The organism is Hymenobacter sp. J193 (assembly GCF_024700075.1).
In the GTDB taxonomy this organism is placed as follows: Bacteria; Bacteroidota; Bacteroidia; order Cytophagales; family Hymenobacteraceae; genus Hymenobacter.
In genome coordinates this window covers 4,148,722-4,168,092 of sequence record NZ_JAJONE010000001.1, presented here as the reverse complement: position 1 = coordinate 4,168,092, position 19,371 = coordinate 4,148,722, and the positions used below count along the sequence as shown (strand labels likewise).

The 19,371-nt window shown below is 60.9% G+C and carries 15 protein-coding genes and 1 riboswitch; all 15 genes read left to right on the top strand.

The window, feature by feature from the left end:
* Positions 1 to 24: 24 nt before the first annotated feature.
* The 15 genes from pseC (at position 25) to cobA (ending at position 19,342) form a co-directional block, all read left to right on the top strand.
* A complete protein-coding gene (gene pseC / locus LRS06_RS18210) occupies positions 25 to 1,200 on the top strand; it encodes a UDP-4-amino-4,6-dideoxy-N-acetyl-beta-L-altrosamine transaminase (RefSeq protein ID WP_257872806.1) in 1,176 nt (391 codons plus the stop codon).
* On the top strand, positions 1,200 to 2,078 hold the full coding sequence (locus tag LRS06_RS18205; protein WP_257872805.1) for an aldo/keto reductase: 879 nt from the start codon (positions 1,200 to 1,202) through the stop codon (positions 2,076 to 2,078). Before pseC ends, LRS06_RS18205 begins: the two co-directional genes overlap by 1 nt.
* The gene (locus LRS06_RS18200; protein WP_257872804.1) at positions 2,066 to 2,860 is read left to right on the top strand and encodes an SDR family oxidoreductase; all 795 of its coding nucleotides are present in this window, start codon (positions 2,066 to 2,068) and stop codon (positions 2,858 to 2,860) included. Before LRS06_RS18205 ends, LRS06_RS18200 begins: the two co-directional genes overlap by 13 nt.
* Positions 2,845 to 3,600 (top strand): cytidylyltransferase domain-containing protein, encoded by a 756-nt coding sequence (locus tag LRS06_RS18195; protein ID WP_257872803.1) that lies wholly within the window; start codon positions 2,845 to 2,847, stop codon positions 3,598 to 3,600. The genes LRS06_RS18200 and LRS06_RS18195 overlap by 16 nt, the downstream gene beginning before the upstream one ends.
* Positions 3,597 to 5,105, top strand: a complete 1,509-nt coding sequence (gene pseG, locus LRS06_RS18190) for a UDP-2,4-diacetamido-2,4,6-trideoxy-beta-L-altropyranose hydrolase (protein ID WP_257872802.1) — start codon at positions 3,597 to 3,599, stop codon at positions 5,103 to 5,105. The genes LRS06_RS18195 and pseG overlap by 4 nt, the downstream gene beginning before the upstream one ends.
* Before the next feature lie 27 nt (positions 5,106 to 5,132).
* Positions 5,133 to 5,813, top strand: coding sequence for a DUF4328 domain-containing protein (locus LRS06_RS18185; protein ID WP_257872801.1), 681 nt, complete (start codon positions 5,133 to 5,135; stop codon positions 5,811 to 5,813).
* Positions 5,814 to 5,840: 27 nt separating this feature from the next.
* Positions 5,841 to 6,881, top strand: a complete 1,041-nt coding sequence (gene pseI / locus LRS06_RS18180) for a pseudaminic acid synthase (RefSeq protein ID WP_257872800.1) — start codon at positions 5,841 to 5,843, stop codon at positions 6,879 to 6,881.
* On the top strand, positions 6,882 to 8,171 hold the full coding sequence (locus LRS06_RS18175; RefSeq protein ID WP_257872799.1) for a hypothetical protein: 1,290 nt from the start codon (positions 6,882 to 6,884) through the stop codon (positions 8,169 to 8,171).
* Positions 8,095 to 11,493, top strand: a complete 3,399-nt coding sequence (locus LRS06_RS18170) for a LamG-like jellyroll fold domain-containing protein (RefSeq protein ID WP_308239917.1) — start codon at positions 8,095 to 8,097, stop codon at positions 11,491 to 11,493. Before LRS06_RS18175 ends, LRS06_RS18170 begins: the two co-directional genes overlap by 77 nt.
* Positions 11,494 to 11,517: 24 nt before the next feature.
* Positions 11,518 to 12,918, top strand: coding sequence for a hypothetical protein (locus LRS06_RS18165; protein ID WP_257872797.1), 1,401 nt, complete (start codon positions 11,518 to 11,520; stop codon positions 12,916 to 12,918).
* Between the two features lie 114 nt (positions 12,919 to 13,032).
* Complete coding sequence (locus tag LRS06_RS18160) at positions 13,033 to 14,517, top strand: lipopolysaccharide biosynthesis protein (RefSeq protein WP_257872796.1); 1,485 nt, start codon at positions 13,033 to 13,035, stop codon at positions 14,515 to 14,517.
* Positions 14,518 to 14,918: 401 nt separating this feature from the next.
* Positions 14,919 to 15,010, top strand: a riboswitch (SAM riboswitch).
* 312 nt (positions 15,011 to 15,322) lie between these two features.
* On the top strand, positions 15,323 to 16,096 hold the full coding sequence (locus LRS06_RS18155; RefSeq protein ID WP_257872795.1) for a phosphoadenylyl-sulfate reductase: 774 nt from the start codon (positions 15,323 to 15,325) through the stop codon (positions 16,094 to 16,096).
* 23 nt (positions 16,097 to 16,119) lie between these two features.
* Entirely contained in the window at positions 16,120 to 17,031 is a 912-nt protein-coding gene (gene cysD, locus LRS06_RS18150; RefSeq protein ID WP_257872794.1) for a sulfate adenylyltransferase subunit CysD, read from the top strand.
* 88 nt (positions 17,032 to 17,119) lie between these two features.
* The gene (locus tag LRS06_RS18145; protein WP_257872793.1) at positions 17,120 to 18,406 is read left to right on the top strand and encodes a sulfate adenylyltransferase subunit 1; all 1,287 of its coding nucleotides are present in this window, start codon (positions 17,120 to 17,122) and stop codon (positions 18,404 to 18,406) included.
* A 153-nt stretch (positions 18,407 to 18,559) separates the two neighbouring features.
* Complete coding sequence (cobA, locus tag LRS06_RS18140; RefSeq protein WP_257872792.1) at positions 18,560 to 19,342, top strand: uroporphyrinogen-III C-methyltransferase; 783 nt, start codon at positions 18,560 to 18,562, stop codon at positions 19,340 to 19,342.
* Positions 19,343 to 19,371: the final 29 nt, after the last annotated feature.

Below are 19,371 nucleotides of genomic sequence, written 5' to 3'. Positions count from 1 at the left end.
GCCGTACTGTACATTTGAAGCCGTATGCCTGACCTCGCTTTTCAGCCCACCCGCCCCATTGCCTACGGCCGCCAGCACATCACCCCCGACGACGTGCAGGCCGTGACGGAAACCCTGTACTCGGACTACCTCACGCAGGGACCCAAGGTGGCGGAATTTGAAGAAAAGTTTGCCGCCTACATTGGTGCCGACCACGCGGTGGCCGTAGCCAACGGCACGGCGGCCCTGCACCTGTGTGCGCTGGCGCTGGGTGTGGAGCCCGGGCAGCGCGTCATCACCACGCCCATCACCTTTTCGGCCTCGGCCAACTGCGTGCGCTACTGCGGAGGCGAAGTGCATTTTGCTGATATCGACCCCGAAACCGCGCTGCTGGACCTGGGCGCCGTGCGCCGCCTGCTGGAAAGCCACCCCAAAGGTTACTTCCACGGGCTGATTCCGGTGGATTTTGCCGGCCTGCCCGTGAACCTGGAAGCGGCCCGCCAGCTATGCGACGAGTTCGGGCTCTGGATGATTGAGGATGCCTGCCACGCGCCGGGCGGCTTTTTCACCGACTCGCAGGGCCATGAGCAGCGGTGCGGCAACGGGCAGTTTGCCGAGCTGGCTATTTTCAGCTTCCACCCCGTGAAGCACATTGCTACCGGCGAGGGCGGCATGATTACCACCAACCGCCGCGACCTGTACGAGCACCTGCTGCGCCTGCGCACTCACGGCATCACCAAAGACCCGGCCCAGCTCACGCGCAACGACGGCGGCTGGTACATGGAAATGCAGGAACTGGGCTACAACTACCGCATGCCCGACATGCTCTGCGCTCTGGGCATCAGTCAGCTCCGGCGCGCCGACGAAGGCCTGGCCCGGCGGCGCCAGCTGGCCGCCCGCTACGACGACGCCTTTGCCGAAATGACCACCGTGCGGCCCGTAGCCGGGGCACCCGGGCACGCCTACCACCTCTACGTGATTCAGGTGCCCGACCGCAAGGGCCTGTACGACGCGTTGCGGGAACAACAGATTTTTGCGCAGGTGCACTACATTCCGGTGCATACCATGCCCTACTACCAGGACCTGGGCTGGCAGCCCGGCGACTTTCCAGCGGCCGAAAACTACTACGCCCACTGCCTGAGCATCCCGTTGTTCCCCACCCTCACCGACGAAGAGCAGCAGTACGTAATTGACTGCATTCGGGCGTTTGTGGAGCGGTAATGCAGGACTTCGCGCAACGACTGGCGCTGGGCACAGCCCAGCTGGGGCTGGCTTACGGCATCAACAACACTGCCGGCCAGCCCAGTCTGGCTCAGGCTGCGGCCTTGCTAAAGGCGGCTCAGGAAATCGGTATTACATTGCTGGACACGGCCGCAGCCTACGGCGACAGTGAAAGCCGGCTGGGCCAGTTGCTGCCGGCCCTCACACTGCCCGGCTTTCAGCTAGTAACCAAAGTTGCCGCCGGCTCCAGTTCAGAAGTCACCAGCCAGTTGCGCGCTTCCCTGCAGCGGCTGGGGCAGCAGCGCGTGTACGGGGTGTTGTTTCATGATTTTGCGGGGCAGCAGCAGTGGCCCGAGGCCTGGGGGGCGTTGCAGGCTACGCAACAGGCGGGCCAGACGGAGCGCATCGGCGTTTCGCTCTACCACCCCTGGCAAGCCGAGTGGCTGCTGGAAAAACGGCTACCGGTGAGCCTGGTCCAGCTGCCCTTAAATGTACTGGATCAGCGCTTCGTGCCGCTGCTGCCAGTGCTGGAGGCCGCTGGCATAGAAGTGCATGCGCGGTCGGCTTTTCTGCAGGGGCTGCTATTGCGTAACTCAGAGCAGCTGCCGGCATTCTTTGCCCCATTGCGCGACAAGCTGCAAAGGCTGCACCAACTAGCTACGGACCAGCAGCTGCCGCTGGAAGCCTTGTTGCTGCTTTTTGCCGCGTCTTTTCCACAGATAAGCCGCTTGGTCGTTGGGGTGGATTCTGTGGAAAATCTGCGCGAAAACGTGCGGGCGGGGCAATACCTAACGCAGTTCAACCAGGTTCGGTCGGCGCTGGCTACTTTCGCGGAACCCGACGACACGTTCATTCTTCCCTACGCATGGCCCCGCTAGATCCGGCTTCTCTTTTTTCGTTGCGGCACCAGGTGGTGCTTATCACGGGGGGCTACGGCCACCTGGGCCAAGCCGTGGTGCTGGGGCTGCTGGCGTACGGGGCTACCGTGGTAGTACTGGGCCGCCAGGAAGAGTTGTTCGAGGCTGCTTTTCGGGACGAAGACACCGGCAGGCTACATTTCCGGGAGTGCGACGTGGCCGATTCGGTTTCCGTGCGGGCGGCATTTGTGGCCTGCCACGCGCAGTTCGGGGCCATTGACGTGCTCATTAACAACGCCTTTTACACCCGCGGCAGCCAGCCCGACCAACTCACCGATGAGGAGTTTGCCTTCGGACTGGATGGCTCTGTGGGCTCGGCCTACCGCTGCCTGCGCGAGGTGCTGCCGCATCTGCGGGCCCAGGGCCGCGGCAAAATCATCAACGTGGCTTCCATGTATGGGGTAGTAGCGCCGGATTTTGCGGCTTATCACGTTACGCCGCAGTTTACCAACCCGCCGCACTACGGCGCGGCCAAAGCGGGCGTCATTCAGCTCACCAAGTATTTTGCGTCTTATCTGGGGCCCGAAAATATTCAGGTCAACTGCGTAACGCCCGGCGCCTTCCCGGGCAGCGCGGCCCAGGCCCACCCCGGGTTCATCCGGGAATTGGAGCAGCGCATTCCGCTGGGGCGCATTGGGCAGCCCGAAGATCTGGCCGGCGCGTTCGTGTTTCTGAGTTCCCGGGCCGCCAATTTTGTAACGGGCCATAACTTGGTAGTGGACGGCGGATGGACGATTCGATAAACGCCCCGATTGAGCCGCGCGTCGGCGCCGTCATTCAGGCTCGGATGGGCTCCACCCGCCTGCCTGGCAAAGCCCTGCTCCCGCTCCCGCTGGGCGGCCCGCTCACTTTACTTGACCGCGTGATAAGCCGGGCCCGGTGCAGCGGGGTGGCGGTAGTCGTCGTAGCCACATCCACTTTGCCTGCCGATGACGCCGTGGCGTCGGCTGCCCGTCAGGCGGGCGCGCAGGTGTACCGGGGCAGCGAAACTGACGTGCTGGCCCGCTTTCAGGAAGCTGCGGCCCTTCATCAGCTCGATACTATCGTGCGGCTAACCGCCGACAACCCCGCCATCGACCCGCACTACGTGCGGCAAGCCTTACAGCAGCAGCACCTCAACCGGGCCGACTACACCCACACCACCGGCCTGCCGCTGGGCACCAACCTCGAAATCATCAGCGGCCGGGCCCTGGCCCTGGCCCACGCGCAGGCGCGGCAGCCCGACGAGCGGGAGCACGTGACGCCCTACCTGCGGCGCCACCCGGAGCTGTTTCAACTGCAGGAACTGGACTTGGCCACGCAGCATCCTGGTTGGGCCAGCTTCCGCCTCACCGTCGACTACCCGAGCGACTACGCTTTGCTGCACACGCTATATACGACGCTGCCTACGGATTTTGGGCTGGCCGAAGTAGCCGCGCTGTACGAGCAATACCCGTGGCTGCCGCTCATCAATGCCGACAACCAACAGGTACGCGTAGCATGACCTCTGCCAAAGCCGGTTCTCCCCGCCTCGTATTCCGGGCCGATGGCAACTCCCGCATCGGGCTGGGCCACGTGATGCGGCTGCTGGCCCTGGCCGAAATACTGCAACCGAATTTCCCGGAGCAGCTTTTCCTGATTCGGGAGCCGGAAGCCGTGCTTGGGCAGCAGCTTCGAGAGGCCGGCTTGGTGGTGCATATTCTACCTTATCAGCCCCTGGCGGAAGAAGCGGCCTACCTCGCGCGCCAAGTACTGCATACCACAGATGTGCTGGTGCTGGATGGCTACGACTTCCGCTACGAGTATCAGAACACCGTGCGCGGGGCCGTGGGCCGGCTGGTGTACCTGGACGACCTGCACGCCTACCCGCTGGCCGCCGATCTGGTACTGAACCCGGCCGGGGGCCTCTCCACCAGCCATTACCAACTGCGCCAGCCTGGTGCCAACCTGTTGAGCGGTCCGGCCTACGCGCCCCTGCGCGCCGCCTTCCGCACCCCGCCCGCTTTACCTGTTCCTCCTGATCCAGCAACCGTACTGGTATGCCTGGGCGGGGCCGACCCTACCCACCAAACCCAGCGCGTGGCGGCTGAGCTGCTGGCATTGCCGGCCGTGCAGCGCGTACACGTGGTGGTGGGCAGCGCCTACCTGGGCTGGGAAAGCCTGCAGGCCTGGGCGCCGGAACACCCGCGCCTGACGCTGCACCGCAACCTGCCGGCGCCGGAGCTGGCCGAGGTTATGCGCCAGTGCGGCGCGGCGGTTTGTTCAGCCAGCACCGTCAGCTACGAGTACTGCGCGGCGGCGGGCGGCTTGCTTTTCCTGCTTCCCACCGCCGACAATCAGTACGACATCGACCAGTATCTGCGCGGGGTGGGGCTGGCCCGGCCGTTTACCTCGTCGGCCAACATCCTTACTTCGCCCGAGGCCGCACGTCTGGCCGCTGCTATGCAGGCGGCCCAGCGGCTGCGGTTCGACGGGCAGGCCCCACGGCGGCTGCGGCAGGAATTTCGCGCCCTGCTACTCCCTCCGCCCCCGTTTCATCTGCGGCCCGTCGTGCCCACCGACTCCGACCAGCTTCTGACCTGGACGAACGAGCCTTCGGTACGGCAGTTTTCCTTTAACCCTACTCCCGTTTCCCGCACCGACCATGAGCAGTGGCTGGCCGCCCGACTCCACGACCCCAACTCCCTGCTGCTGCTGGCTCAGGATGCGGCCAGTGGCCTTCCTGCCGGCCTTATCCGGTTTGCAGTTGAAGACGAGGAGGCTACCTTAAGCTACCTGCTGGACGCCAGCTTCCGGGGGCGCGGGCTGGCGCCACTGCTGCTGCTGGCCGGAGTGCGCCGCCTGACGGAGCACTTCCCGGCCGTGCAGCGGGTGCTGGGCCACGTGCAGCCCGCCAATGTTGCTTCCGTAAAAGCCTTTGAGCGGGCGGGTTTTTTAGCACAGAAGGTGCCTATACTAGCTGGGGCGACCGACGAAGCTATTACCTTTGAACGGGTTACGAGTACCTGATCCGCGCTTTATTATCTTTTTTACTGTATGCTCCGCGACAATTCCAAGCGTGCCCGCCAGACTATCGTTATGTTTTGGGCCATCATTCTGGTCCTCGTGCTTGCTCTTCTACACGACATGCTGACGCTGCTGTTTTCTGGGACAGCCAATGCCTTAATCTCAGATTTCTTAGCTATTTCCCTGCTTTTCGTAGGGGTAGCACAAGTACTGACTGTGATTCTGGGCACTGTTTATTTCCTGCAGTGGTTTCGCCGGGCTTACCTCAACTTGCGCTTGGCAGGGCAATACACGGAGCTTACGGATGGGTGGGCCGTGGGGGCCTGGTTTGTTCCCTTCTTAAATCTGGTGCGACCTTATTCAATTATGAAAGAGGTCTGGCACGGTACCCTGGAAATGGCTGGCCGTTCGCGCCCGCACACGGTGGTCGGTTGGTGGTGGGTTCTATACCTGCTATACACCATCCTAACCCGGACTTCTCAACGATACGCACTACGAGCCAGTACGCCTTCGGATGAAGAAAACGCCTTGATTTTTGACATAATTGCCTGCGTTTTTGCCATCATCTCGGCCGTATTAACTATTCAGGTCGTTCAGTCTGTTTCCGATGCCGAGCAGGAAGCAGCCGCTCGACTTCAGGTCGATACCCTGGGTGGCCCCGTCCCGGAACCCGATGATTTGCTGCTGGGCGAACAGGAAAGCTACGCGTAGCCCCGTACGGCTTCGTATTTTTGCGGCATGACGATTTCCTTTGGCTCCCGCCTCGTGGGCCCCGATCAGCCGCCCTTCATCATTGCCGAGCTTAGCGGCAACCACAACCAGGATTTGCAGCGCGGCCTGGCCATTGTGGATGCCGTGGCCGCTGCCGGGGCCCACGCCATCAAGCTCCAGACCTACACCGCCGATACCATGACGCTGCCCGGCGCCTACCGCATCGACGACCCTGCGTCCCTCTGGTTTGGGCGCGAGCTGCACGAGCTGTACCAGGAGGCGCAAACGCCCTGGGAGTGGCACAAGCCTTTGTTCGACCGCGCCAAAGCGCACGGTATGGTAGCCTTCAGCTCGCCCTTCGATGAAACTGCCGTCGACTTCCTGGAAAGCCTGGAGGTGCCGGCCTACAAAATTGCCTCCTTCGAAAATACCGACTGGCCGCTGCTGCGCCGCGTAGCCGCCACCGGCAAGCCCGTAATTATGAGCACCGGGGCCAGCCAGCTGGCCGAAGTGGCCGAGGCCGTGCAGGTACTCCGGGAAGCGGGTTGCCGCGAACTGGTGCTGCTGAAGTGTACCAGCACCTACCCGGCCACGCCCCAGAACACCAACCTGCGCACCCTGCCCCACTTTCAGCAGCTGTTTCCCGATACCCTGGTGGGCCTCTCCGACCATACCATGGGTGTGGGCGCGGCGGTGGCCGCAGTGGCCCTGGGCGCCTGCGTGATAGAAAAGCACGTGACCCTGCGCCGCGCCGACGGCGGGGTAGATTCGGCCTTCTCCCTGGAACCCGAGGAAGTAGCGCAGCTGGTGACGGAAACCGAGCGGGCCTGGCAGGCCCTGGGCCAAGTGCAGTACGGGGTGCAGCGGGCCGAGGAAAAAAGCCGCTTGTACAAGCGCAGCCTGTACGTGGCCCAGGACGTGCAAGCCGGGGAAGTATTCACCAAAGAAAACCTGCGGGTAGTGCGTCCCGGCGACGGACTGCCCCCGCGCTACCTCGACCAGCTGCTGGGTAAGCCTGCCCGTCAGAACCTACGCGCCGGCACGCCGCTTACCTGGGAGGCGCTGTAAATGGCTGCCGTATTGGCCGCTGTTACGGCCCGCCTGCGCGACATTCTGCAGCTACGATTTACGGATTTGTTTGCGGCCCTGCCGGCGCGCACGCTCAATGGCATTTCGCCCGCCAACCCAGTACGGCGGCTGGCCCGTATGGCCGGCTACGCGGCGCTACGGCTGGTAGGCAACGTGTTCCGGCCCATCCATAACCCGGAGCAGCTGCGCGGGGCTGTGTGGCTCTATGTGGTCAGTCAGAACAACTACGATTCCCTGCGCTTTATCCGGGATGCCCGCCCTGATAGTGTGCTGGTAGCCGGGCAGAGCAAGCAGATTGGCCGCTATAACCAGCAGGTGAACCGTCTTTCCCTGCGTCGCAAGGGTTTGTACTACTGGCAGTTTCCCTTCGTACTGGCCGAACTGCTGCGGCTGGAAGGCCGGAGGGCCTGGCGATTCTGCGATTTGATTTTCAATGCCATTGGCTACTACGAGGTGTACCGGCGGGCGCTGCGGCACTACCGGCCCCGCGCCGTGGTATTTGCCAACGACCACAACGACGACACCCGCGCCCTGCTGCTGGCCTGCCGGGCCGAGGGGGTGCCCACGGCCTATGTGCAGCACGCCAGCGTAAGCACCAACTTCCCGCCCCTGGGCTTTGACCTGAATCTGCTGGAAGGCCAGGATGCCCTGGACAAGTACCGGCAGTGTGGCCTTATCCGGGGCCGGGTGGAATTGGTAGGCATGCCCAAAGCCGATGCGTTTCTGGCCCGCCGCAACACCGCACCCGGCATCCGGCGTGTGGGTATTGCAGCCAACCTGCTCGATGATACCCAGCAGGTGGCCAATGCTGTGGCGCACGTGCTGCGGGAGTTGCCGGACCTCACGCTCACCTTCCGCCCCCACCCCGGCGACACCCGCGACTTTGGTTTTCTACGTCAGCAGCACCCGGAGCTGCAGTTTTCCGATGCGCGTCAGCAGTCGGTTTTTGAGTTTCTGGCCGGGCAGGATGCCCTCATTGCCGCCGACACTAGCACCCACCTCGAAGCCATCCTGCTCAACCTGGTCAGCCTCTACTACCGCCTGGGCAGCCCCGCCTCCTTCGACGACTATTACGGCTACGTGGCCCACAACCTGGTGGACCAAGCCGACAGCCCTGCCATGCTGGTAGACATGCTGCGCCGCTACCAGCAGCACAAGCCGTTGGATTTGTACCGGCGGGCAGCTTACTACAATGCTACCCTGGGCACTCCCGACGAAGGTCGTAGTCAGCAGCGGGCTTTGCGGATTTTGGGGGAGTGGCTTAAATAGCGTTATTTTGCAAATTACCCTATCTATATACGGCTGTATGTCAAGGCGTTTTCTTTCTTCAGCATCGAAGTATTACACCTTTTTAGCTAAAGCTATAGTAGTGCTTGGCATACTACTGGAGACATGCTCATTAACGATTGCGCAGTCCGTTCCTGGACCTGGCAACACTGTCTCTTTTAACGGATATACTACTAGTGTTGAATGCGGTAGCGTAAACCGAGGAATTATACAACGAGTTACCGTTGAAGCTTGGATTCGAACAACCAGTAGCGGTTACCAATGGATAATAGGCAAATACTCCAATTCTTTGCTTGAAGAAAAAGGCTATCATTTGATTACCCAGAATGGCACAGCATCCTTCAATGGCCGCGCCGACGTAGGCACGTATATGTCCTCCGGAGCCTCTACTACCCGTATTGACGATGGTCGTTGGCACCATCTGGCAGGTGTATGTAACGTAGATATCTGGCAGATTTACGTGGATGGCGCATTAGAAAATAGTCGTGTGTACAACTACACGCAAGCTGATTTGACAACGACCTCAACGCTGGCTATTGGCAAGTACTATGTACAATCGGAAAACTTCTTTTCCGGTGAAATCGACGAAATCAGGCTGTGGCGCACGGCCCTTTTGGCAGAGCAGATTCAGGCCAATATGTGCCGCCGGTTTAGCACTGTGCCGGCCGATCTAGTAGGCTACTATACCTTCGACCAAACAGCGGGCACCACGGTAGTTGACCGGGGGAACGTCCCGGTAAACGGCACATTGCAGAACTTCGGCAGCGCCCCCTGGAAGCTTTCCGGTGCCCCTATCGGCGACCTGTCGACGTCGGTGTACGGCAGTAACCTCAGCCAGGGCAAGCTTAAGCTGAAAGCAGCCAACGGCGACTCAGCTATTGTTTCCGGAATTACTCAAACCGATGGCATCCAGCTATATGCCATCAACCAGGCACCGACGCTAAAGCCGGCAGGCAACGTTACGGCCACGTATTTCGGTGTCTTCAGTCGGGGCAGCACGGGCACCTATCAATTTCGGCTCCATCCTGCCGCGGGGGCCAGTAGTTGCACGCAGATATATAGCCGCTCAACCAACACCGACAGCTGGACTGCCGCCAATGCGACCCTCTCCAGCCAAAGCCTGGTGCTAACGGCCCAGAAATACCGGAGCGAGTATATTCAGGTTTCCTCCGCGGGAAACGGAGGCCAGGTAAACATCAGCGGTGATGAATTGCTTTGTACGGGTGGTTCCGTGAAGCTGAGCGCCTCTCTGGCTGGGGCAACAGCCTACCGCTGGAACACGGGCGCTACCACGGCAGCTATAACCGTTACCCAGGCTGGCACTTATAGTGTAACTGCTACACTGGCAGGCGGCTGCACCGTTACGGGCACCCACACTGTGGTAAACCCTACTATTGCTGTAGAGGCCGACAATCTGTTGTGTGCTGGCAGTAGTGGCACCCCGTTGCGCGCTACCGCAACCCCGGCAGGGGCTACTTTCAAATGGAATACCGGCGCTACTACAGCCACCATCATTGCCACCAAGGCAGGTACATATGCCGTGACGGCAACTTTTGCTAATGGCTGCGCTATCAGCGCCACCCGCACGGTGGCAAGCCCTACGCTGCAGCTGACGGGCCCGGCTCTGCTATGCCCTGGTAGCAGCGTACAGCTACAGGCCCAGGCCACCCCGGCTACCGCCACGTATAAATGGAATACCGGCGCTACTACCGCTACGCTGTCGGCCACGCAGGCGGGCACCTATACGGTAGTAGCCACTTTTCCCAACGGCTGCCAGCTTACGTCCTCTACCACGCTGACGACGCCTACCGTACAGCTCAGCGGTGAGTCGCGGCTTTGCGCTAATGGCTCCGTGACGCTGCAGGCCGCCGCTACGCCTGCTGCCGGGGCTACATTTCTTTGGAGTACCGGCGCCACTACGGCGGCTGTTCAGGTAACGCAGGCGGGCACTTACAGCGTCAGCACCCGATTTCCTAACGGCTGCACCATCACTCGTCAACAGACCGTCGTACGTCCTGCCCTGAAACTTAGCGCCGACACGCTGCTCTGTCCTAACGGCAGTCTGAGACTAGATATTCAATCTATTACGGCGGGTGCATCCGGGGTAAAGTGGAGCACCGGGGCCACCACTCAGGCCATTGACATTACCAAGCCCGGCACGTACACCGCCGTGGCTACGTATCCCGGCGGCTGCCGGGTAGAAGCTCGCCGCACGGTAATACAGCCGCGCCTCACGCTTTCGGCGGATACCCTACTCTGCGCCGGGGCTCCTATCCGGCTCACGGCTACTGCCAGCCTGCCCGGAGCTACGTACCGCTGGAGCACGGGGGCTACCACCGCCAGCATTGCGCCTACCCAGGCCGGTTTGTATAGCGTAACGATTTCGTACCCCGGAGGCTGCACGCTGCTGGCCCAGCGTACCGTAGTGCAACCGGCAGTAGCTATCAGTGGAGCGGCTCAAGTTTGCCAGGGAGGCTCAGTGCCCCTGCAGGCTACGGCGGGCGTGGGCGTAACCTACCGCTGGAATACGGGCGCTACCACCGCCGCAATTTCGGCGAACAAACCCGGCGTATATACCGTGACGGCTACGTACCCGGGCGGCTGCACGGTATCAACCGAACATACTGTGCAGCTTTTCCGGCCCGAAATACAAATTGCGGGCGACTCTCTGCTTTGCCCGGGCAGTTCGGTGGCGCTGACAGCCCAGAGCGCCGGGGCTACGGCCTACCGCTGGAGCACGGGTACAACCAAAGCGGAGCTGTCGGTAGCAGCAGCCGGCACGTACACGGTGACGGCTACGTACCCCTCGGGCTGTACTGCCAGCCGGCGCGTAACGGTTCGAAGCGGAATTGCGGTTCCTCGTTTCAGCTTGGGAGCCGATACCACCATCTGCGAAGGCACCCCACTTACTCTGCGTGCAGTAGCTGGGGGTAGCTACACTTACCGCTGGCAAGACGGCTCCAGCACCTCAACGCTGGTCGCGCAGCAGCCGGGACTCTATACCGCTCAGGTCAGCAATGCCTGCAACACGCAAACGGCCAGCCGCAATGTGCAGATGGAACTGTGTGTACCCAACATCATTACGCCGAACGGGGACCGAATCAACGACACGTTCCGACTGTTGGCGGCGGCAACCGGCAATTGGTCGGTGGTTATCTTCAACCGCTGGGGCAAACAGGTATATTCTGCGGCGCGCTATGCCAATGATTGGGGGCTAAACGCGGCCCCGGGCGCGTATTATTTCGTGCTTCAGCGCACCGACAACCCTACCACATACAAGGGCTGGCTGGAAGTAGTACGGTAAAGAGGCCGGCCCTATCTTGCCGGTATGTCGCTGCCTCCTATCCAAGCACTTCCTGTCTCCGCCGAAACCCGGCTGTCTTATGTGCTCCGGCATTTTCGACTGGCATATGAAAGTGTTCATTTACCATCCATTGGCTATTATCCGGTAGGGCCGGAAGACGCTCAGATAGTTATTGGTAGTGGAGAAGATGAGTTTTTCGCTCTACAACGACCATATCCACATTCATTTGAAATAAACTGGCGGCAGTGGCGGGGAAAAAGTATTCCTTTTTTCTTTGACAGCGACGCCGGAGAACCACTAATAGAACTGCTGCCAGAAGGAAAATCCTTTATCTGTCCGGACATTATTTCGGCGGCGTTTTACCTGCTCAGCGGCTGGCAGGAGTATTTTTCCGAGGAGCGCGACCAGCACGGACGCTTTCCCTACTCGGCCAGCGTACAGAGCCGCTACGGTTTCGTGACCGTGCCTGTCGTCAATTACTACTTCGATATTCTGAAAACGGCCGTGGAGCACGTAACCGGGCAACCGCTGCGCCCGCGCCGCTGGGCAAACGGCGCGAGTTGGGCCGCCTTTATCACCCACGACATCGACAACCTGTACAGCGCCTGGAAAGCTCCGGCCAACGCTGCCCTGCGCCAGGGCAAGCTGCTTAGCTTCGGCCGGCAGCTCTGGCAGCACTTCACCAAGCCCGATGCCTGGGACAACCTGGCGCAGGTACAGCAAACCGTGGCTTCGTACGGGGCAAAGAGCACGTTCTTCTTTCTGCCTGAGCACCGAAAAGCCGCCAATGGCACGCCCAATGCGGATTATAAAATCAACCATTCGAAGCTTATAAACCAGATTCGTCAATTGTTTGAAGATGGCTCTGAAATAGCAGTTCACGGCAGTTTAAGCGCAGGTGGGGATGATTACAATTTAGTAATCGAAACCGCCACAGTCCGGAAAATAGCCGGCTTGCCACTTGATTCGGGCACTTATTTCGGCAACCGATTCCACTATCTGAGGTGGGAGCCGCGCTTTACTCCAATTCTAGTTGAGGAACTCACGTCGGTTTACGACTCCACGTTAGGCTTTGCTGAGCATTTCGGCTTCCGCAACTCTTACTGTCTGCCTTTTTACCCGTTCAACTTTCAGACCGGCGAAGCCCATGACTTCCTCGAAATTCCGCTGAACGTGATGGACGCTACGCTCTACCACCCGCGCTACCTGCAGCTGGAACCAGCGGAAATCCTGCCGGCCCTCACGCCCATGTTCCAGGAAATCGAGCGGTTTGGGGGCGTGTGCACGGTGCTCTGGCACAACGAGAACTTCGACCCGGCCAACCACCACAACGGCCCCCGCGAGTTCCACACCATCATGGAGTACCTTCGCGGCCGCCACGTGACCTTCGTCAACGGCTCGGATATTTGCGCACAGCGGTCCTAGAACTGTCATTCCGACGCAGGAGGAATCTGGGTTCAGCGTTAAAAGACAAACCCGGATTCCTCCTGCGTCGGAATGACATAAGGGGTAATTCACTAAATCACTAAATCACCGCGCTTGGGCATCGTTCAGCGGCAGGGGCTGCGCAACACCATTATTTCTTACCTGGGGCTGGCGCTGGGGTTTCTGAATACGGCCTTCATTGTGCCGCGCTTTCTGGCCGCCAACCAGCTGGGCCTGACCAGCACGCTGCTGGCCATTGCCACCATTTATGCGCAGCTGTCGGCACTGGGGTTTGCTAGTGTGGGCATCCGGTTTTTCCCGTATTTCCGCAACCGGGAAACCGGGCACCAGGGGTTTCTGCCGCTGCTGCTAGGCGTGCCTTTACTGGGCTTTGCGCTGGTGACGGTGCTGTACCTGAGCGGGAGGCCGCTGGTGCTCAGCTTCTATGAGCAGGACCGCGCCCTCATTGGCTCCTACTACGGCTGGGCGGCGGGGCTGGCGCTGTTCGTGATGCTGTACTCCCTGCAGGACGCTTACCTGAAAGGGCTGTACCACACGGCTTTTTCGTCGTTTGTGCAGGAAATTCTGCTACGGGTGCTACAGGCCGGGGCGGCTGTGCTCTACGGGCTGGGCTACCTGTCGTTTCACGGCTACGTGCTGGCGTACATCGGCTGCATGAGCGGTATTGCCCTGCTGCTTACGGGTTACCTGGCTTACATCGGCGAGCTGCACGTGCGCCCGCAGGCGGCGGCCCTGCGCGTGCAGCCGTTGCGGGGTATTCTGAGCTTCGGGGCGTTTGCGCTGCTGGCCAATATTTCGGGCACCATCATCATGAACATCGACACGCTCATGGTGGGCTCCCAGTTGAACCTGGCCGCAGCGGGCGTGTACAGCATTGCATTTTTCATCAGCACGGCCCTCACGCTGCCGGCCCGCTCGCTCAACAAAATTGCCTTCCCGCTACTGGCCGACTACTGGAAGGAAAACGCCCTGCCGCGTATGGCCGCCTTCTATCGCGACACCACCCGCCTGAATGCCGTGCTGGGCTGCTACTTGGCTCTGGGCATCGCGCTGAACCTGGATTTCATCTACGGCCTGATGCGCAACCCCGCGCTTGAAGCTGGCACTACGGCCGTGCTGGTACTGCTCTTGGCCCGCCTCTTCGACGGTATCACGGGCCTCAACGGGCTCATCCTCGTCACCTCCCCGCGCTACCGCTACGATCTGCTGTTCAACGTGTCGTTGGCGTTGGTAACCATTACCCTCAATGCCCTGCTGATTCCGCGCCTGGGGCTGACGGGGGCAGCGGTGGCATTTCTGCTGGCCATTGTGAGCATCAACCTGGCCCGCACCTGGTTTGTATGGCACAGCTACCGCATGCAGCCCTTCACCGGCCGCATCCCGCTTATTCTGCTGAGTGCGGTAGTAGCCGGCGGAGCCGCCTGGCTGGTTCCCTCCTTCAATTCGCCACTGGTAGCCATGCTCGTACGCTCGGCGGTACTGACGGTAGTGTATGCCACGCTGGTTCTACTCACCAAGTCTGCCCCAGAGGCCAAGGCTTTGATGCAAAAATTTCGGCACCGAAACCCGCTGACCTGATTGTACTCTCACCGGTTGGCCTAGGCCCACAGTAAGGGGCCGTTAAGCCGGGCACCGGGCAGCCAAGTCAAGTTGATGACGCCTGTTGGAAATCATTATGTCATAACTTAAAAACGAGTAAAGAAAGGTTTTTCAGGCTGGCATCAATGCCCTATTTGGCCGCTGTACCAGGCAAAGGGACAGTCATAGAAATTGTATTCTCACTGCATTGCCCAGCTGTCAACCAGTAACCAAAATCACTATTTCACTAGTAGGCATACAGCAACCACCCGAGTTAGATATTTCCACTAAATCAGCGGCTAATTTCACTGGCTGGCGGTTACCCATGAAAAAGAAAATTTGGAAGTATAAAATTTCGACCCTTCCTTTGCCCTACCAATTCTTTACCCCCCAAAGGATTGTTTTTATACAGAGGCGTGGAGAGACAGGCTCTATGAAACGCCGGCAACCAGCGGAATTTCCGAAACGGTGCCAAGTCCTGACCATATAAAAACAACAAACCGTGAACCACTTGTCCAACCTCGTCCCTGCCTCCGCCACTTCCATTGCTGTACAGCATGGGTGTTGTGCTACGATGGGCATGGCGTGTTGTTGCTAGTTCACACCCCTACTTTTCCTGGTTTGTGCGCTGATTTCAGCCCCCGGCAGCTCCGCTATGCTTAGCGGCCGCCTGGCTTAGCACAGGCCGCTTTTTGTTCTGCCGCAGCGCCCCGACCAGCCCACGTCAGGCCAGCTTCCGCGCAGGATGATTCTCCGCCGAACTGCTGCCTTTCTCCGGCCGGTTCTCCTTCTCCCTGCTTGTCGTATGCCCGCAGCCCTGGCCGCGCCGGTTGGTCCACCCCTGGACGACCTGCGCCATCAGCTCACGCCAGCCACCGCCCTGGAGCGGTTGCGCCTCGTGGCTTCTCTGTACCCCAACTCGGCGGTTTTCTCGACCTCCTTTGGCCTGGAAGACCAGATTATCAGTCACTTGATTTTTGAGTTCGACTTGCCCATTCGGGTATTCACGCTCGATACGGGCCGCAACTTCCAGGAAACCTACGCCACCTGGAACAAGACTTTGCTGCGCTACCAGAAGCCGATTGAGGTGTATGCGCCCCGGCAGGAAAGCCTGCAGGCGCTGCTCCTCGAAAAAGGCCCCAACTCCTTCTATGAGAGCGTGGAAAACCGCAAGGAGTGCTGCCACATCCGCAAAGTAGAACCCCTGAACCGCGCCCTGGCCGGGCAACAGGCCTGGGTAACGGGCATCCGGGCCGAACAGTCGCAGAACCGCCAGACGATGGAGCCGGTGGAGTGGGACGCGCCGCACAACCTCATCAAAGTTCACCCGCTGTTCGACTGGACCTGGGAAGAGGCGGTGGCCTTCACCCAGGAGCACGGAATTCCGGTGAATACACTACATAAGCAGGGCTTTGTGAGTATTGGGTGCGCGCCCTGCACCCGCGCCATCAAGCCGGGCGAAGACTTCCGCGCCGGTCGCTGGTGGTGGGAAGACCTTTCGGCCAAAGAATGCGGTCTGCACGCCACCGCCCACCACAATGGTCCCGACCCGGTGGTGGAGCCGGTGCCCGCCAACTAAGTATCAAGCAAGACCAGTTTCTTATGAGTACCCCTTCCTTCGATTACCTCGACCGGCTGGAAGCCGAAGCCATCCACATCCTGCGGGAAGTAGCCGGCCAGTTTGAGCGTCCTGCCCTGCTGTTTTCGGGTGGCAAAGACTCCATTGTGCTTACGCGCCTGGCCGAAAAAGCCTTCCGCCCCGGCCGCTTCCCGTTTCCGCTGGTGCACGTGGATACCGGGCATAACTTCCCCGAGGTGCTGGCCTACCGCGATACGCTGGCCGAGCAGCTGGGCGAAAAGCTGATTGTGCGCAGTGTGGAGGACACCATCCGGCGCCAGCGCCTGCGTGAGCCGATGGGCAAGTACCCCAGCCGCAACCCGCTGCAAACCTACACGCTGCTGGAAACCATTGAGGAGTTTGAGTTTGATGCTTGCATCGGCGGGGCCCGGCGCGACGAGGAAAAGGCCCGCGCCAAGGAACGCATCTTCTCGGTGCGCGACGAGTTTGGCCAGTGGGACCCCAAGCGCCAGCGCCCCGAGCTGTGGAACATCTATAACGGCCGCATCCAGAAGGGCGAAAACGTGCGCGTATTCCCCATTTCCAACTGGACGGAGCTGGACGTGTGGCGCTACATCCAGCGCGAGAACATCACCCTGCCCGACATCTACTTCGGCCACGAGCGTACCTGCGTGGTGCTGCCCTCGGGCCAGCTGCTGGGCCTCACCGAGCACATCCGCCTCGACAAGGACGACGAAATCGTGACGCGGCAGGTGCGTTTCCGCACCGTGGGCGACTCTACCTGCACGGCCGCCGTGGAAAGCGACGCCGCCACGGTGGAAGACATCATCCAGGATCTGCTGCTGGCCAAAGTAAGCGAGCGGGGTGCTACCCGTCTCGACGACAACATCTCCGAAGCCGGCATGGAAGACCGCAAGCGCAACGGGTATTTCTAAGTGGTGAAGTTGTGAAAGGTGAAGTTGTGAATTCTGCACCTCACCTGAACGACCATTCACAATTTCACAAACTCACAAGTTCACCTTTATGGACCTTCTTCGATTTATCACTTGCGGCAGCGTAGACGACGGCAAAAGCACCCTGATCGGGCGGCTGCTATACGACTCCGAATCCGTGTCGCTGGATGTGCTGGCGGCCCTGGAAAAGCGGCAGGCCTCGGGCGGCGTGGTAGACCTCGCCCTCCTCACCGACGGCCTGCGCGCCGAGCGGGAACAGGGCATTACCATCGACGTAGCCTATAAATACTTCACTACGCCCCGCCGCAAATTCATCATTACCGATGCGCCGGGCCACGTGCAGTATACCCGTAACATGGTCACGGGCGCCTCCAACGCTGACCTGGCCATTGTGTTGGTGGATGCGCGCCAGGGCGTGATTGAGCAGACGCGCCGCCACACCCTCATTGCCGCGCTGCTGGGTATCCGCCACTTCGTGCTGGCCGTGAACAAGATGGACTTGGTAGACTACGACCAGGCCGTGTTCGACCAGATTGCCATTGACTATGCAGCCCTTACCAACCACTTCAACCTGCCGGCGGCTACGGCCATTCCGCTCAGCGCCCTCAATGGCGACAACGTGGTGACGCGCTCCAAGCACCTGCCCTGGTACACTGGCCCCAGCCTGCTGGAGCACCTGGAAAGCGTGCCCAGTGCCGTAGAAACGACTTCTGCCCCACGTTTTCAGGTGCAGTACGTGATTCGTCCCCAGACGCCTGAGCTGCCCGACTACCGCGGCTACGCCGGCCAGATTTTGAGTGGCCAGTACCGCCGCGGCGAGCGGGTGCGGGTGCTACCCTCCGGCCTGGAATCCGAAATCGAAGCCATTGAAGTAAACCAGCAGGAAGTGGAATCTGCCGCCGCGCCCCAGGCCGTGGTCATCCGCCTGCGCGACGACCTGGACGTGAGCCGCGGCGACGCCCTGGTGCCCGTCGCGGCCGAAGCTACGGTGACGCGGGAGCTGGAAGCTACGCTGTGCTGGATGAGCGAGCAGCCATTGTGGCCCGGCCGCAAGCTGCTCGTGCAACACCACACCACCCTCTCGAAAGCGTCCGTGTCGGCCATTCTCTACAAGGTGAACGTGCACACGTTTGCCCGGGTATCGGCCGAGCAGGCCCAGCTCAACGACATCGTGCGGGTGCGCCTGAAAACCGCCCAGCCCCTGGCTGTGGACCTCTACCAGGAAAACCGCGCCACCGGGTCTTTCATTCTGGTGGATGAAGTAAGTGGCGACACCCTCGCCGCCGGCCTGGTAGAAGCTGCCAACTCCGAGTACTTCACCGCCCCGGTTCAGCCCCCGGTTGCCTTTTCGATTTAGTGTTCAAGCCAATAGAATGTCATGCTGAGCGCAGCCGAAGCACCTCTACAGCTTTGTCCTCACGCTAGAAGTAGTCAGAGGTAGAGATGCTTCGGCTGCGCTCAGCATGACGGCCTGGAAACTCACCATTTCACCACCTCACCATTTCACCGTATGAAAACGCCCCGTCTGACCGTCCTTGGTGCCGGCCCCGGCGACCCGGAGCTGCTCACGCTCAAAGGGGCGCGGGTGCTGGGTGAGGCCGATGTCATTCTCTACGACGCTCTGGCCAACCGCGAGCTGCTGCAACACGCCCGGCCCGAGGCCGTGCTGGTATCGGTGGGCAAGCGGCGCGGCATGCGCAGCTTTTCCCAGGACGAAATCAACGCCCTGATTGTGGAGCACGCGCACCGCTCCGGCCACGTGGTGCGTCTGAAAGGCGGCGACCCGTTCGTGTTTGGGCGCGGCCGGGAGGAAATGCTCTACGCCGAAGCCCACGGCCTGCGCACCGACTACGTGCCCGGTATCAGCAGCGCCGTGGCGGCGGCCGGCAGCGTGGGCATTCCCGTCACGCACCGGGGCGCCAGCGAGGGGTTCCGGGTGATTACGGCCACTACGGCCACCGGCGAGCTGGCTTCCAGCGTGGCCGAAGCCGCCCGCTCCCGCGCTACCACCGTGATACTGATGGGCCTGGGCGAGCTGCCGAGCATTGTGCGACTGTTCTGCGCGCAGGGCCAGGCCGAGACGCCAGCGGCCATCATCCAGAACGGCACCCTGCCCACCGCCCGGCTGGTCACGGGTACCGTGGCCGAGCTGCCGGCCCGGGCGCTGGAAGCCGGTATCGGGGCTCCGGCCATCATCATCATCGGAGAGGTGACGCGCCTGGCCACGCCCGCAGTGCTGACGCAGGCTTTGCCGACCGTTTTTGCCGACGCCTCTTACGCCGAGGTGGCCTGATTTGCTTTTTCGGGCGGATTTCCGGCCGG

What these genes read in the sequence shown, in the direction of transcription:
- pseC (WP_257872806.1), top strand. Translation starts at nt 25, where the DNA reads ATGCCTGACCTCGCTTTTCAGCCCACCCGCCCCATTGCCTACGGCCGC.
- LRS06_RS18205 (WP_257872805.1), top strand. Translation starts at nt 1,200, where the DNA reads ATGCAGGACTTCGCGCAACGACTGGCGCTGGGCACAGCCCAGCTGGGG.
- LRS06_RS18200 (WP_257872804.1), top strand. Translation starts at nt 2,066, where the DNA reads ATGGCCCCGCTAGATCCGGCTTCTCTTTTTTCGTTGCGGCACCAGGTG.
- LRS06_RS18195 (WP_257872803.1), top strand. Translation starts at nt 2,845, where the DNA reads ATGGACGATTCGATAAACGCCCCGATTGAGCCGCGCGTCGGCGCCGTC.
- pseG (WP_257872802.1), top strand. Translation starts at nt 3,597, where the DNA reads ATGACCTCTGCCAAAGCCGGTTCTCCCCGCCTCGTATTCCGGGCCGAT.
- LRS06_RS18185 (WP_257872801.1), top strand. Translation starts at nt 5,133, where the DNA reads ATGCTCCGCGACAATTCCAAGCGTGCCCGCCAGACTATCGTTATGTTT.
- pseI (WP_257872800.1), top strand. Translation starts at nt 5,841, where the DNA reads ATGACGATTTCCTTTGGCTCCCGCCTCGTGGGCCCCGATCAGCCGCCC.
- LRS06_RS18175 (WP_257872799.1), top strand. Translation starts at nt 6,882, where the DNA reads ATGGCTGCCGTATTGGCCGCTGTTACGGCCCGCCTGCGCGACATTCTG.
- LRS06_RS18170 (WP_308239917.1), top strand. Translation starts at nt 8,095, where the DNA reads ATGCTACCCTGGGCACTCCCGACGAAGGTCGTAGTCAGCAGCGGGCTT.
- LRS06_RS18165 (WP_257872797.1), top strand. Translation starts at nt 11,518, where the DNA reads ATGTCGCTGCCTCCTATCCAAGCACTTCCTGTCTCCGCCGAAACCCGG.
- LRS06_RS18155 (WP_257872795.1), top strand. Translation starts at nt 15,323, where the DNA reads ATGCCCGCAGCCCTGGCCGCGCCGGTTGGTCCACCCCTGGACGACCTG.
- cysD (WP_257872794.1), top strand. Translation starts at nt 16,120, where the DNA reads ATGAGTACCCCTTCCTTCGATTACCTCGACCGGCTGGAAGCCGAAGCC.
- LRS06_RS18145 (WP_257872793.1), top strand. Translation starts at nt 17,120, where the DNA reads ATGGACCTTCTTCGATTTATCACTTGCGGCAGCGTAGACGACGGCAAA.
- cobA (WP_257872792.1), top strand. Translation starts at nt 18,560, where the DNA reads ATGAAAACGCCCCGTCTGACCGTCCTTGGTGCCGGCCCCGGCGACCCG.